This window comes from Roseiconus nitratireducens (assembly GCF_008629675.1).
GTDB classification, from domain to species: Bacteria; Planctomycetota; Planctomycetia; order Pirellulales; family Pirellulaceae; genus Stieleria; species Stieleria nitratireducens.
Map to the genome: position 1 here is coordinate 18,592 of NZ_VWOX01000007.1, position 15,682 is coordinate 34,273.

Below are 15,682 nucleotides of genomic sequence, written 5' to 3' on the forward strand. Positions count from 1 at the left end.
GGCGGCAACGTCGTCGGGCAATCGCTTGTGCGGGGCAAGTGTTCCCATGTTCCACGAGACCGCTGATGATTTCGATATCACCCACCTACCTGATGTACTACGTGCCGCTGATCATTTCGATCTCGTTGGTTTTCGGTGCGACACGCCATGAGAATACGCAGCTGATACTCAAGCACGCCTTCTACACCGCGCGGTGGATCACCGGTTTCATGCTGATCATTTTTGCGGTCCTCGTGGTTTTCAACTGGTTGATCTAGTGCGCGTTCTGACATTGGGTGCCGGCACCGTTGGTCACTGGATTGCGGACATGTTGTGCCGCCGCAGGCATGACGTGGTCGTGGTCGACATCAATTCGGATCGGGTCCGTCAAATCAACAGTGAATTGGATGTGCGGGCGATCGAGGGCAACGCGTCGCAGAGCACGGTATTGTTTCAGGCGGACGTTTGCAGCGCCGACATCTGCCTGGCCGTTACCGGCGATGACGAGGCCAACGTCGTGGCGGCCAGCATGGCCAAAGCCCTCGGTGCACGTCGCAGCATCGCGCGGGTGTACGCACCGGCGTTCCGCGATTCCAGCACGTTCGACTACCAGAACCATTTCGGGATCGATGCTCTGCTGAGCCTGGAGCAGTTGAGCGCGTTTGAGTTGGTCCGCGCGATCCGCAATCCGGATGCGATTCCGCTGGAGCACTTTGCCCGCGGGCACCTGGAGGTGTACGAAATCGACGTGGAGCCCAACGCCCAGGGTGCCGATCAGAAACTGCGCGATTTGAAGTTGCCCGGAACCGTTCGGATCGGGTCGATCGCCCGTGACGGCGAAATGTGGCTGGCCAGCGCCGAAGACGAGGTGCATGTCGGGGACCGCGTCAGCCTGATCGGGATTCCGGCGGAAGTGAACCGCAGCCGAACACTCTTCACCGGTCCGACCCATCGTCCGAAGCGAGAGAGCGTGATGATTGCCGGCGGCGGCGAAATCGGATTCCACATCGCTCGCGCGCTGCCGGAGTCGGATTATCGGATCACGTTGCTGGAAAATGATGCCGAACGGTGTACCCATTTGGCAAAACTGTTGCCTGACGCGACCGTCGTGCACGCCAATGCCAACCGACGAAGTGTTTTGGAGGACGAAGGCGGCGGCGCGGTGGACTACTTTGTCGCCTGCACCGGCAGCGACGAAAGCAACATCATGGCCTGTGTCGAAGCCAGGGAATTGGGTGCCCGCCGCGTGATGGCGGTGGTGGGACGTCCCGACTACGCCAACGTGGTCGGGAAATTGGGGATCGACCATGTCGTCAGTGAACGCGACGTCGGGGCGCGGCAGATCCTGGGTTTCCTCAACCAGGGTGCCGTGATCAGTCGCAGTATCCTGCCCAACGGCAAGATCGGCGTTTTCGAGCTGGAGATTGTCGAGGGGGCTCGGGTGGCCGATGCGACCTTGGCTGAACTGCCGCTGGGCGGACGCTGCCTGATCACGGCGGTTCAGCGAGACAGCTTCATCCGTGTACCGACTGCCAACGATCAGCTGAAAGTGGGAGACGTCGTCGTGGCCTTGATGGATTTGAACTACATGGAGGAGTGTCTGGCGTTGTTCAATCGATCCAGCCGGCTATGACGTTCAACCCGCCCGCCAATCGCCGAGTGTTGGTCAGCGCGGATGTCGGCGGAACGTTTACGGATTGTCTGGTCCAGTGGGTCGACGGCAACCAGGTGGCGCGAGTCGGTTGCCTGAAAGTCTTGTCTTCGGGCATCATTCGGTGCCGCGTCGTCGCCGTGGATTTTCAACGGCGTCTCCGCATCGAAATCCCGCGTGAGCTGGTCCGCGAGTGCGTGGGCGGGCAGCTGCCGGATGATTTTTTCCGCTCGGCGGAGTTGTCTCGCTTGACCGAAGGCACGCGAAAACCTTTGGGAGTGATCCGGGCCTATGATCCCGAACAGTCGCTGGTCACCTTCGACCCGATCGAACGGAGGGGGGAATCGAACGGTGATATCGCGATCGACTCGGTGGTCGAAATCGATTGCGGTTTGGAGTCGCCGGTGTTGGCGACCCGGCTGTTGCTGGGAATTCCCTTGGAACAACCGTTGCCCGAGGTGTCGGTGCGTTTGGGGACGACGCGTGGGACCAATGCGTTGTTGACACGCACGGGGGCCCGCACCGCCCTGGTGGTTACCAAGGGCTTCGGGGACGTGTTGGAAATCGGCGAACAGGATCGGCCCGAATTGTTCGACCTCTCGATCCGCAAGCCCGTTCCGTTGGCTGAACAGGTGGTGGAAGTGGACGCCCGCATGGACCATCGCGGCAACGAATTGGCGTCGATCGATGCGGTGGCCGTTCGCGGAGAACTCGGACGCTTGAGGGCCACGGGGATTCAGACGCTGGCAATTTGCCTGATGCATGCGCACGTCAATCCGTCGCACGAATTGCAGCTGGAGCAGATTGCAAGACAGATCGGGTATTCGAACATTAGCCGATCCAGCGAGGTCGCTCCGCTGATCAAACTGGTCTCGCGCGCCGAAACAACCACCTTGGATGCCTACCTGAATCCGATCCTGGCGGAATACGTGCGCCGGGTTCGGCGTCAGTTTGGCGGACGACGTTGTGACCTGCGGATGATGACCAGCGGCGGCAACTTGGTCGCCGCGGATGCGTTTCGCGGTCGCGACAGTGTCCTGTCGGGACCGGCCGGTGGCGTGGTCGGCCTGCAGCGGGTTGCCCAACAGCGCAACGTCTCGCTTGCGATCGGGTTGGACATGGGAGGCACCAGCACGGACGTCAGCCGGTTCGACGGCCGCGTGACCCGCCGCTACGAAAGCCGCATCGGCGGGATTCGCGTGATGACGCCGATGATCGATATCCACACGGTCGCCGCCGGCGGCGGGTCCATTTGCGATTACCGCAGCGGCCGACTGGTGGTGGGACCGGAAAGCGCCGGAGCGATGCCGGGACCGGCCTGTTACGGACGGGGCGGACCCCTGAGTGTGACCGACGTGAATCTGTTGCTTGGAAGGTTGCCCGCCGAACGCTTTCCTTTGCCGTTGGATCGGAACGCCGCCGTCGGCCGGTTGCAACACGTGGCATCGAAAATGCCCGATCCGCCGGACCAGAACGAATCGCTGGCGGAAGGTTTTTTGGATATCGCGGTGACCCACATGGCCGAGGCGGTGCGCGCGATCACGACGGCACGCGGGATCGACGTTCGGGATCACACCTTGGTTGGGTTCGGCGGCGCCGCGGCGCAGCACGTGTGCCGAATCGCCGACGCTTTGGGTATCGGTCGGATTCTGGACCACCCGCGTGCCAGTGTACTGAGCGCCGTCGGCATCGGCGTCGCTCCCACCGGAGTGATTCAAACCTGCGGTGTTTACAAGCCGCTGGATCGATTGGATCAGGCGACCATCGATCAAGTGATTCAGGACTTGAGATCGGAGGTCTTTGGATCATTGTGCGAGCAGACCGATCAGGCCGAGTCGGCCGAGTATCGATTCGAGTTCGATTGTCGTTACGTCGGAACGGATGCGGCGATTTCGGTTGACGCCGTGCCACTGGAACAGGTCGGGGACGTCTTTCACCAGGAACATCAAAGGCGGTTCGGATACCGGCGCGATGATCAGCCCATCGAACTGGTGAGCGTGCGGTGCGAAGCGACCGAGGGAGGCGACCAGCGTGAACAGGGTCTGCTATCATTGCGACTGCCAACGCAGCGGCCCAATCAAACCTCCGTCGTCCGAGTCTGGCACCGCGGGGGCTGGCACGAGTTCACGTCGATCGAGCGAGACTCCCTGGGTGAGGGCTCCGAGGTACCCGGGGGCAGCCTGGTCATCAGCGATCAATCGACCCTGGTTGTTGAACCGAATTGGTCCGGCAAAGTCTTTCCAGGCGGGACGATCGAGCTGCAGCCCCGTTCCGACGGCAAGGCAACCTTGGGGCCGGAAGCCACCGTCGCCGATTCGTCTGCCGGGGACGCCGTTCTGTTGGAAGTCGTCGCGCGGCGTTTGCAAAGTATCGCGGACTCCATGGGTGAGGTGCTGAGGCGAACCGCGGTCAGCGTGAACATCAAGGAGCGGTTGGATTTCAGTTGCGCCGTGTTCCGCCGCGACGGTGCCTTGATCGCCAACGCCCCCCACGTCCCGGTTCATCTGGGGGCGATGGGAAAGACGGTTCGGCATTTGATTCAGACGTATCCACAAATGTCGGACGGCGATTGTTACGTTTCCAATGATCCCTATGCCGGTGGTTCCCATCTTCCGGACATCACGGTGGTGACGCCCGTGTTTTGCCAGCCCGAGGGGCGTCGGCAAGATCAGCCGGATCTGTTTGTTGCCAGCCGCGCCCATCACGCGGAAATCGGCGGAAAGACCCCGGGCTCGATGCCGCCGCTTGCGCATTCGCTGGCCGAAGAGGGTGTGTTGATTCGCGATTTTGCCCTGGTGAAGGATGGCCAATCGCACGAAGAAGAAATCCGCAACCTGCTGTCCCATGCGCGTTACCCGTCCCGCGCGGTCCAGGAAAATCTGGCCGACCTGCGGGCCCAGATTGCCGCAGGCCGCGAAGGGGCCCGATCGTTGAGGGCGATGGCCGATCAGCTGACCCTTCCGGTGATTGTTGCGATGATCGATCGTCTGATGCAGGTCGCCGCGGAATCCGTCTCCAGGTGGATCAAGACGTTACCCCACCAACGGCTGTCTTTTGAAGATCGGTTGGACGACGGCACGAAGATCCAGGTCGCATTGTGGCGGCAGGACGACGGACTGGTCATCGACTTTGCCGGAACCGATGGGGTGCATCCGCAAGGTTTCAACGCGACGCCGTCGATTGTCACTTCGGCCGTGTTGTATGTGATGCGATGCTTTTGTGACTCCAACTTGCCGCTCTGCGACGGCGCGATGCAGCCGATCGACTTGCGAATCCCGTCGGGGCTGTTGTCTCCGGCCGGCAACGACGATCCCAGCCGGTGTCCGGCCGTGGTAGCGGGGAACGTCGAAACGAGCCAGCGGGTGGTCGACGTGCTGCTCGGGGCGCTCGGCGCATCGACCGGGGGTGAACGTCCCGGCTGGCGCGCGGTGGCCGCCAGCCAGGGCACAATGAATAACGTGCTGGTGGGCGATGAAACATTCGGTTATTACGAAACGATCGGCGGGGGGGCCGGGGCGACCGCGCTTGGCCCCGGAGCCACTGCCGTTCACACGCACATGACCAACACGCGAATCACCGACCCCGAAGTGGTGGAAACCCGGTTGCCGATGCGGGTCATCCAGTTCGCCGTCCGCCGGGGAAGTGGCGGCGCCGGAAAGCATCCCGGAGGAGACGGGATTGTTCGCGAGTTCCAGTTTCTGCGGCCGTTGACCGTTTCCTTGATCACGGGGCGTCGCACGACGCGGCCTTATGGTGCCGCCGGCGGCCAGCCGGGCCGTGCGGGACGCAATCTGTGGATCCGGGCCGACGGCCAACCGACGGAAGTGGGGTTCGCGACGACCTTTCAGGCGGACGCGGGAGACCGGCTGCGGGTTGAGACTCCAGGCGGGGGAGGTTGGGGGGCGCCCGAAAAATAACGCGTTGATCTTCAGAACGCGGTCCCTTTTTTGCTACCGCTGCTGTTTGTTCTCTAAAATACGATTGGGAAGCCCCTTCCCGTTCCGCGATTCGATCGGCACCGTTGCCCCCAATCGACGACAGCCCACGTCGCACTTCCGCGACGCCGTCGTCGCAACCACCGACACCGATCGAGCCGTCCCGCCCTGGCTACCGTCCCCACCATTGCTGGTCCGTGATGCTATCCCGAATTGCCTGGTCCTGTTTCGTCGCCGTCTGGCTGTTTCCAGGTGTCCCCGCGTTTTCCGCCGATTCCACGACCGAGCCCGAGGGCGAACCGAGCGAACGTGCTTCGGAAGCGGTTGATTTTGCGCAGGACGTCCGTCCGATCCTGTCGGATCATTGTTACGCCTGCCACGGCCCGGACGAAAAAGACCGCCAGGCCGGCTTGCGGCTGGACACGGCCGAAGGCATCGCTTCGGTCACCGATTCCGGCGAGGACAGCGAGCTGATCCGCCGCGTCCGAAGCGACGACGCTTACGAGGTGATGCCGCCGCCGGAGTTCAACAAGCCGTTGTCGGCCCAGCAACAGCAGATCCTGGCATCCTGGGCGGCGTCGGGGGGGCACTTCCAGCGACATTGGGCCTTCGTCCCTCCCGAAAAGGTGGAGGTGCCCGATTCGGCCGACCATCCGATCGACCACTTCATCGACCGAGCGATCGAAGACAAGGGGCTGCAGCCGAATGGTCCGGCGGGCGATTCCGCGTTGCTACGCCGGGTCTGCTTGGACCTCACCGGACTTCCTCCCAACCGCGACCAGATCGAGCGTGTCCAAAGCGGGCAGTTGAAGTATGAGGCTTTGGTGGACGAACTGTTGCAGTCACCGGAATTCGGCAAGCATTTCGGTCGCTACTGGTTGGATCTGGTGCGGTATGCCGATACGCACGGATTGCATTTGGACAACTATCGCGAAATGTGGCCCTACCGCGATTGGGTCATCGATGCGATCAACGACAACATGCCGTTTGACCAATTCGTCACCGAACAATTGGCGGGTGATCTGTTGCCGGACGCGACGCTCGCTCAGCAAGTGGCCAGCGGGTTCAACCGGTTGAACGTCACGACCAGTGAAGGCGGGTCGATCTACGAAGAGGTGTTCGCACGCAATGTGATCGACCGGACCGATGCCTTTGGGACGATTTTTCTAGGGCTAACCACGCAGTGTGCCGTTTGCCACGATCACAAGTTCGATCCGATCACGCAAAAAGACTACTACTCGCTGTCCGCTTTCTTTAACAGCCTGGATGGCCGCGCGCTCGACGACAACCGTGAAGACCCGCCTCCGGTGGTGACGGTACCCAGCGATGAACAGCGCCAGCGGTTGGCCGAATTCGATCGCGAGTTGGCCTCGCTGCGGGAGGAGATGGCCGGCGACATTGCGTCCGTTGACGCGGCGCAGCGGGCGTGGGAGCAATCGATTCAGTCCGCGGGGGAAGGTGAACGACACGACCGCGTCGAGCCGCTGATGCCACGGAGTGCGAAATCCAAGGCCGGCGCGGACCTGTCGATCGAACAGGACGGCACCGTGCGGTTGGGCGGTGAGATTGCGGCGACCGATACGCACACCCTCGTCGCCCCCTTGGGCAACACGCTCGCCGGCGGACGGTGGCAAACACTGAAGCTGGAAGCATTCCCGGACGAAGCGACCGGCCGCGTCGGCGTCTCGGAGAACGGCAACGTGGTGCTGACAGAAATCACGGTCGAAACGCACGCGACAGGCTCCGAGGCCGACCCCGATGGGGGTTGGATGCCGCTGCCCATTCGGTTCGCCGTGGCCGACATCGAACAGGAAGGCGGTCCCTTTGCGGTCTCCTACGCCATCGACCAGAAGCGCGACGACGCCTCCGGCTGGGCGGTCAACGGGCAAGGGCCCAAGGGTGGTCGCAAGGCCTGGTTCCAAATCCCGGATTTGGCCGAGCGGATTGAAGCCGGTGACGACCAGATCCGCGTTCGATTGGATTACCGATCAAAGTATGCCAAGCATCAGTTTCGTGCGGTCCGGTTGAGTGTTTCTGAGTTGCCGCCGGCCGTTTCCGCTGAGAACCGCGTCGCATTGGGCACGCTGCATTCGGTCGGGCCGTTCCCGGTGGAGAGCGTGAACCCGGGGTTTGGGCGCAGCTTTGCTTCGCAACAAGATCCGTTCGACGCCGACCAGGAATTCCCCTATCGCGGTCAATCGTATCGGTGGGAACCACGTCCCGACTGGGGGCCCGTCGACGTCATCGAGCTTCCGACCGATGGCGATCACGTCTCGGTCAACCTGCTGCACCAAGGACTGGAAGCACCCCAACCGGTGACGATCGATCTATTGGTGGGAACCAGCGGCGGCCACGTCGTGTTCTTGAATTCAAAACGCATCGGCGAGTCCCGGCAGATCGACCAACTTCAACCGTTGCAGTCGGTCTACAAGTTGGAACTGAAGAAAGGCCACAACGACTTGTACCTGAAGGCAGTGGGCGACCGGCGCGGCGACCAGTTGACGTACGCTTTCCGATCCCCGGCGATTGAACTTCCAGACGCGGTCGTGCGGTTGGCACGCACGTCGCGCGAGGAGCGTTCAACCGCCCAGGAAGAATCGCTGCGCAAGTACTTCCGCGAGGTGCAGTGTGTGCACCCGGACTGGTTGGCCTTGAAGGATGCGATGCGCGGAACCGAGAAAGCAAAGTCTGACTTGCAGGATTCGCTGCCCACGACGTTGGTCTGGAAAGAGTTGGACGAACCGCGTGAGGCGAAGATCTTGATCCGTGGCCAGTACGACCAGCCGGGAGAAACCGTCCCCCGGGCGACGCCGGAGTTCTTGCCACCGATGCCGGAGGACGCACCGAGTGACCGGTTGGGCTTGGCCCGCTGGCTGGTCGATCCCGCCAATCCGCTGACCGCGCGGGTGGCGGTGAACCGATTCTGGCAAATCGTGTTCGGCACGGGGTTGGTCAAATCCAGCGAAGATTTTGGGAACCAGGGCGCGGCCCCCAGCCATCCGGAACTGCTGGATTATCTGGCCGTGGACTTCCGCGAACACGGATGGGATGTCAAACGCTTGGTCCGCCAAATGGTTACCAGCCGAGCCTATCGCCGCGATGCGGCGGTGTCGCAATCGGCAATCACGCTTGATCCTGGCAATCGCTTTTACGCCCGCGGACCGCGTCACCGGTTGGACGCGGAGGTGTTGCGCAACCAGGCGCTGGCTCTCTCCGGATTGCTCAGTGACGCGGCCGGCGGCCCCAGCGTGAAACCGCCGCAACCTAAGGGGCTTTGGTACGCGGTGGGATACACGCGAAGCAATACGGCGAACTTCCAGGCCGATACCGATCCCTCAAAGGTGTATCGACGCAGCGTGTACATCTTCTGGAAACGCACCAGCGCCCCGCCGCAGATGTCGACTTTCGACGCGCCCAGCCGGGAATCGTGCACGGCGCGTCGCGAGCGGACCAACACGCCCCTGCAAGCATTGGTGCTGATGAATGAGACGCAATACCTTCAAGCGGCCAAGCATTTGGCCGGACGTGCGTTGACCGAATGTCCTTCGTCGGAGTTGTCCGAACGGGTCGCTTGGCTGTTCCAGACCGTCACGGCGCGGCTGCCCAACGAAACCGAGTTGGAAGAGTTGTCGCAGTTGCTGCGCGATCTGCTGGATCACTACGACCAGCAGGAGGCTGCCGCCGAGGCGCTGTTGGCGGTTGATCCGGCGCGGATTGATGGGGCGACGCCGGCCCAGCAGGCGGCCTGGATGGTTGTGGCCAGCACGCTTTTGAACCTGGACGAAGTGATCAATAACTAGGAACCACCGATGAATCAATCTCCCCAGGAAACATCGTTATCGAATTCTCTGGCCAACGCGCTGACGCGCCGGTCACTGTTTTCGCGTTCGGCGGCCGGGTTGGGCGCCGCGGCGTTGGCTTCGCTGGAGTCGCGCGCGGGCGCCGCAACCGCAGCCAATGCTTCCGCATCGAATACCGGCCCATCCATCGCCGGTTCGTCGAACACGTCCGGCGCCGGCCTGCCCGGTTTGCCCCACCATCCGCCCCAGGCGCGGCGCGCGATTTATCTGTTCATGTCCGGGGCACCCAGCCAGATGGACATGTGGGATCACAAACCCGCGATGGCGGACTGGTTTGACAAGGACCTTCCCGATTCCATTCGCCAAGGGCAACGCTTGACCACGATGACCAGTGGCCAGGCGCGTTTCCCGATCGCCCCGAGCATCTACAAGTTTGCTCCACATGGAGAAAACGGCACGATGGTCAGCGAACTGCTGCCGCACATGGCCCGCCAGGTTGATGACATCGCGCTGGTCAAGTCGATGCACACCGAGGCGATCAACCATGATCCCGCCATCACCTACATCTGCACCGGAAACCAGCTGCCGGGCAAAGCCAGTTTGGGTTCCTGGTTGAGCTACGGGTTGGGTACCGAGAACGAGAACCTTCCGGCGTTTCTGGTCATGACCGCTTCGTGGACCGGACGCAAGGAGGCACAAGCGTTGTACAACCGTCTGTGGGGCAGCGGATTCCTGCCCAGCAAGTATCAGGGCGTGGCGTTGCGTAGCAGCGGCGATCCGGTGTTGTACCTGTCCAACCCGGACGGCCTGGATGCGACCGTGCGGCGAAAGATGCTGAATTCCCTCGCCAAGTTGAACCGCGTCACCGCGCAGTCCGTGGGCGATCCGGAAACCAACGACCGGATCGCGCAGTACGAGATGGCCTTTCGGATGCAAACCAGTGTTCCCAACCTGGCCGACATCAGCGACGAACCGCAGTACATCCTGGATATGTATGGTCCCGACGTGACCACGCCCGGGACGTTTGCCAATTGTTGCCTGATGGCTCGGCGGATGGCTGAACGGGGCGTGCGGTTCACGCAGATTTTTCACCGCGGCTGGGATCAACACGGCAACCTTCCCAAAGATTTGCCCAATCAATGCCGTGACGTGGACCAGCCAAGTTCGGCGCTGCTGGATGACCTTCGCCAGCGCGGCATGCTTGACGACACGTTGGTGGTTTGGGGTGGCGAATTTGGACGCACGATCTATTGCCAGGGCAAATTGACCAACACGACCTATGGCCGCGACCATCATCCGAAATGCTTCACCGTCTGGCTTGCCGGTGCCGGAGTGCGCGGTGGCGTCGTTCACGGCGAAACCGATGAGTTCAGCTACAACATCACCAAAGACCCGGTGCACATCCGAGATCTGAACGCAACGATCCTGCACACGATGGGAATCGATAGTGACCGATTCACGTATCCGTTCAAAGGATTGGACCAGCGGTTGACCGGCGTGGAAGGCGGTCGAGTCGTCAAAGAGCTGTTGTCGTGAATCCTGCGCGACGTTGTCGCCGGTGCTTCCTGCCGGCCCCCGGTTGCGTTGCAGGGATGCGTCGGTGAGCGACTTGAATCGGGAATCGAACCCGTATGCGGCCGGACGCGGAGCAGGCGACCGCGATGTCGTGCAGGAAACTTCGTCGGCTGACGAAGCGGCGGGGAAGATGGGCGTCCCGTCCGCGGCAGCGGTCGTCGTGGCCAGCATGATCGGCGCCGGAGTCTACACGACCAGCGGATTCACGTTGGCGGACCTGGGCACACCCGGATGGGTCGTGCTGGCGTGGGGTGTTGGCGGCGTGATCGCGATCTGTGGCGCGCTGTGTTACGGCGCGTTGGCCCAGCAGCTCACGGAATCGGGCGGTGAGTACCTGTTCCTGGCCCGAGCCGTTCATCCGGCCGCCGGAATGATGGCCGGATGGGTTTCGCTGCTGGCGGGCTTTACCGGTGCGATCGCCTTTGCCGCGACGACGCTGGAGGCCTACGCGCGGGGATTTGAGGTCGGCTGGATTACCGGGGTTCCCCAGAATGTGATTGCGATCGGCGTGATCGTCGTCGCCGCGCTCGTCCACGGTGCGGGACTCCGCCGCGGATCACAGATTCAGAACGCCGTCGTGGTGGTCAAGTTGATTCTGATCACGGCCTTTCTGGTCATCGCCTTTGCCGCGATCGGCCATTGGCAGGGCGGCGGGGTGGCGAGACAGGCCGCCGAAGAGGGCAGCGTCGGCGGTGGCTGGCCGTTTGTCCTGGCCTTCGCCAACGCGCTGACTTGGATTTCGCTCAGCTACAGCGGATTCAACGCGGCCGTCTATTTGGCCGGGGAGGTGCGGCGACCGGCAGTCTCGGTCCCACGGGCGATGTGGCTGGCAACGGCTGCGGTGACCGTGTTGTACCTGATGTTGAACACCGTGTTTGTGTACGCCCCGAAGGCGGACGAAGTCGCCGGCCGGCCGGACGTGGCCAGCGCTGCGGCTGACGCGATCGGCCGGCAACTGGGATGGGAATCGGCCGGCGGAAGCAACCCGGTCGGGACACTGGTGCGGATTGCAATCGTGGTGGGACTGGTGACATCGGTTTCGGCGCTGATGCAAACCGGTCCGCGGGTGTATCAGAAGATGGCCGAGGACGGCTTTCTGCCGCGTTGGCTGTCCGGCGGCCCCGGGCACGCCCGCCGCGCGATCCTGATCCAGGCCGGATTGGCGATCCTGGTTGTGTGCGTCTCCACGCTCCGTCAACAGCTGGACTATCTGGGTTTTACCCTGTCGGTGTGCGCGGCGTTGTGCGGAAGTCTGGTATTCTTTCTTCGCGGCAACACGCGGTACGACGTGCGGGTCCGTTTCTACCCGATCGTGCCTGTGATTTATGTATTCGGAACGCTGGTGATCGCGGCGCTGACGGCCATTCGGGCTCCGGTCCAGGCCGGGGTGGGGTTGGCGACGTTATTGCTGGGCGTGGTGGTGTATTATTGGCACTCTCGGGTGGCATGAAATCTTGTCGGATCGGCACATTTTCTTGTGGGGTAGCCGGGATGCGCGCGATCGGAGAAACTGACGCCCAGCGACAGGTGGCGCCGTTTCCTTGGTGTGGGTGAGCGTCGCGGGGATTGTCTCTTGAGTGTCATCACGACTTGTCTCGACAGCTCGTCCTTTAATCAGGCTTTCAAGCAACAGAATCGCGCATGAGATACGCATTTCGTCTGGCCGAACTATTGGGTCACACTCCGGATCGTCGGAAACGTCCCGGAACGATCAAATCGATCGTGGAACACACCGGCTTGGATCGTCACCAGGTCGCTTCGCTGTTGAAAAACGAAGCCAAGTACATCCCCCTGGATGCCCTCTCGCGTCTGTGCGATTACCTGATCGATCAGGGGCACGCGACGGCCGACCAATTGCCTGGGGCGCTGTTCGCGGTCAACCCGGAGAACTTTTGGGAACTGATCGCCCGGCGGAGTGAGATCGAGATCGTGATCGGCGTGCGAGCCACCGATGCCAATGCCACCCCGGAAGGGGCATCCGTTGTCGCCAGCGACTCCGTGCTGGTCGGTGAAGTTCTCAGCGGCGTTTCCACCCTGGGTGGTGTTGCCAAACACAAGGACCAGGAAAACGGGGACGAGACGACTCGGGAAGTGCCGATGCCTGACCGGTTCCAGCAGACCCTGGTTTGGAGCCCGGGCCAGGTGGATCCCAAAGATGTCCGGGCACGTGCCGACGAGGTGTTTGAAGGATTCGTGGACGCCACCGGTGACCGCGGGTTGATTTGCATCGGCAGCGTGAAAAGCAATCCCGTTGTCGAACTGCTGTTCTCCGATGTCTTCGGTTGCACTCCGTTCGTGACCGAAGACGACGTGGACGACGTCTCGGCACGCTCCTGTCCGTTCTTTTTGCGTTACCGCGACACCGATCCGAAACCCGGCAGTGCTTCGGCCGGAACGCGGCTGAGCAAGAATGAAGACGCGCCCCAGCCCGGGTTCTACTACGAGAAGAACGACGGGACTTGGGAGTTCGCCGGCGGAACCAAAAAGGACACCGCGCTGGTGTTCTACATCTACCGCGAAGCGCTCGGCCGATTGGACATGGTGCTCAGCGGATTCTCCGGCCGGGCCACGCGTCTGCTCGCCAAGACGTTGGCGCTGCGTGGCGAAGAATTCTGGCCGCCGGTCTATGAAAAAAGCGGAGACATCATCGGGGCCTACCTGGTCACCTATGAGCAACCCGAAGACGAACAGTCGCGCGACGATGCCCTGTTCAATCCCGGCGGGCCGGCGGAGATCATGCCGTTGCCGACCGAAGCGATCGCCCGGCGCATGGCCCGGCGTTAGCGGCCAGGTCGGACGCAAGCAAGACTCGCATCATGGCAAAGCGAAAATCCAAGTCCAAAACGCCGAGCATGGCCTCGCGCGCTGACAAGTTCGATCTGTACCAGCAATCCGTTCAGACGCCGGAGCATGAGGTCGAATTCTTCGAACAGGCTTTCCGCGAAGCTTACAAACGAAAGCCCTATTCCCTTCGCGAAGACTTCTGCGGCACCTTCGCCGTCTGTTGCCACTGGGTGGCATCCAGCCCGCGTCGGACGGCCATCGGAGTCGACCTGTGTGATGAAACGCTGCAATGGGGGCGCGACCACAACCTGTCAAAGCTGAAACCCAAGCAGCAGCAACGCGTCGAGCTACTTGAGCAGGATGTTCGCGCCAAAGGAGAGCCGGTTGACATCCTGGCCGCGCAGAATTTCTCTTTTTGGATTTTCAAAACGCGGGCGGAAGTCGTCGAGTACTTTCGCGTGGCCAGGTCCAATCTGAACACCCAGGGTGTGATGATCATGGACATGATGGGCGGCGGCGAATGCTATGCCGAGGAGCACACCGACAAACGGACCATCAAGAAGGGTCGCAAGGGATTTGCGTATCACTGGACACAGGAATCGTTCAACCCTATCACCGCCGACGCCAGCTTTGCAATCTCCTTCAAGTTCCCCGACGGCAGCAAGCTGAAACGGGCTTTCGAGTACCACTGGCGGTTTTGGACCATTCCGGAAGTCCGCGAGATGCTGGAAGAAGCCGGATTCCGAGAAAGCCACGTGTATTGGGAAATCGAGAACGAAGACGACCCGGACCTGGACGGAACCTGGAGCCGCTGCGGGGCCGCCGACAGCGATCCCAGTTGGATCTGCTACATCGTCGCGGTGAAATGATCCGGACCCGCGGTCAAGCGTTGCCGGCCGCCGTCCCGTATCGTCAGACGTCCCGTATCGTCAAACGTCCCGTATCGTCAAACGTCCAATGATTTCAGGAACGGGATCACGTCTTTCTCGTAGGTGAATCCCAGCGTCTCGCCGCTATCGATGAACCGTTTGACCAGCGTGCCCTGGGCATCGTAAATCAGGACCGCCGGAATCGACGGTAGGTCCAATTCCGCGAACACGTCTTCGCTGGCCGTCTGGCAGATGAAGTTTTGGAAGTCGGCATCGACCGCCGTCAGGAAGGCGTTGACTTTGTCGGCATAGGTTTCCGGGGGCCGGCTCTTCCGCCCGTCGTAGTCGACATCCACGCCGATGCAAACGATCCGTTCGGGCATGTCACGGTGAAGTTCGACCAAGTGGGGGAACTCCTTGATGCAGGGTTCACACACGGTGGACCACAAATCGACCACGGTGATTTTTCCGGTCCCCTGGACACGTTGTTCGATCTCCTTCCAGGAAGCGAATTGGGCCCTGACATCCTGGCCGCCGGTCTCGCCGGAGCCCGAGTCCGTCGCTGGCGGAGCGTTTGACTGGGACTGGGGCGGGGCGACGTCAGGCATTTCGATGCCTCCGCCGCCGGCTTTCGCGGGGCCACCGCCGGATGGATCTTCCGGGGCATCAGCGGGCAGTTCGGTTTCCGGAAGCTGCAAGCCACCGGAGGGCGAAGTCGACGTGGGTTGATTGTCGTTCTCGGTCACGGGACTGGACGACGGGGCCGGCGCAGCGGCCGCGCCGCCCGGCTCGGAACTCGGCTCCACCCGGGAACCGGTCTCTGGAGGCACTTGATCAGTGTCGGCGGATCCACCACAGCCGGTGATTGCGAGGGCCGCGATGGTGAACGCCACGACCGAGGGACCGTGCAGAGAACGAATGCGGGGAAACGGGAACGTCATCTTGGCGGGCCTGCCGTTAGGGGGTGTGGGAAGCGATCGAATTGATCTCCGATCGGTGCCGGATCGAACGGAAAACCGATGGGCGAGCACCTTCGATTCGATCGAGTCACGGGATTTCAGATAGACTGGGTGCAGGACCCGTTCGAAC

9 protein-coding genes are annotated in these 15,682 nt (G+C 62.0%); 8 read left to right on the forward strand and 1 reads right to left on the reverse strand.

Annotated elements, in window-relative coordinates; translation table 11 throughout:
- Positions 1-65: 65 nt before the first annotated feature.
- The 8 genes from FYK55_RS13500 to FYK55_RS13535 all read left to right on the forward strand — a co-directional run bounded on the left by FYK55_RS13500 (position 66) and on the right by FYK55_RS13535 (position 14,593).
- Positions 66-257: a hypothetical protein gene (locus FYK55_RS13500; protein WP_150076961.1), complete on the forward strand. Its 192-nt coding sequence runs from the start codon at positions 66-68 to the stop codon at positions 255-257.
- Positions 257-1,612: a Trk system potassium transporter TrkA gene (gene trkA / locus FYK55_RS13505; protein WP_150076962.1), complete on the forward strand. Its 1,356-nt coding sequence runs from the start codon at positions 257-259 to the stop codon at positions 1,610-1,612. The genes FYK55_RS13500 and trkA overlap by 1 nt, the downstream gene beginning before the upstream one ends.
- Positions 1,609-5,547 (forward strand): hydantoinase B/oxoprolinase family protein, encoded by a 3,939-nt coding sequence (locus tag FYK55_RS13510; protein ID WP_150076963.1) that lies wholly within the window; start codon positions 1,609-1,611, stop codon positions 5,545-5,547. Before trkA ends, FYK55_RS13510 begins: the two co-directional genes overlap by 4 nt.
- Before the next feature lie 218 nt (positions 5,548-5,765).
- A complete protein-coding gene (locus FYK55_RS13515; protein ID WP_150076964.1) occupies positions 5,766-9,365 on the forward strand; it encodes a PSD1 and planctomycete cytochrome C domain-containing protein in 3,600 nt (1,199 codons plus the stop codon).
- Between the two features lie 9 nt (positions 9,366-9,374).
- Positions 9,375-10,901 (forward strand): DUF1501 domain-containing protein, encoded by a 1,527-nt coding sequence (locus FYK55_RS13520; protein ID WP_150076965.1) that lies wholly within the window; start codon positions 9,375-9,377, stop codon positions 10,899-10,901.
- Positions 10,902-10,965: 64 nt separating this feature from the next.
- Positions 10,966-12,390, forward strand: coding sequence for an APC family permease (locus FYK55_RS13525; protein WP_150076966.1), 1,425 nt, complete (start codon positions 10,966-10,968; stop codon positions 12,388-12,390).
- A 191-nt stretch (positions 12,391-12,581) separates the two neighbouring features.
- Positions 12,582-13,724: a helix-turn-helix domain-containing protein gene (locus FYK55_RS13530; protein WP_150076967.1), complete on the forward strand. Its 1,143-nt coding sequence runs from the start codon at positions 12,582-12,584 to the stop codon at positions 13,722-13,724.
- A 32-nt stretch (positions 13,725-13,756) separates the two neighbouring features.
- Positions 13,757-14,593, forward strand: a complete 837-nt coding sequence (locus FYK55_RS13535) for a class I SAM-dependent methyltransferase (RefSeq protein WP_150076968.1) — start codon at positions 13,757-13,759, stop codon at positions 14,591-14,593.
- A 77-nt stretch (positions 14,594-14,670) separates the two neighbouring features.
- Here FYK55_RS13535 and FYK55_RS13540 read toward each other — a convergent pair whose 3' ends face one another.
- The gene (locus FYK55_RS13540) at positions 14,671-15,534 is read right to left on the reverse strand and encodes a TlpA family protein disulfide reductase (protein WP_150076969.1); all 864 of its coding nucleotides are present in this window, start codon (positions 15,532-15,534) and stop codon (positions 14,671-14,673) included.
- Between the last annotated feature and the right edge of the window lie 148 nt (positions 15,535-15,682).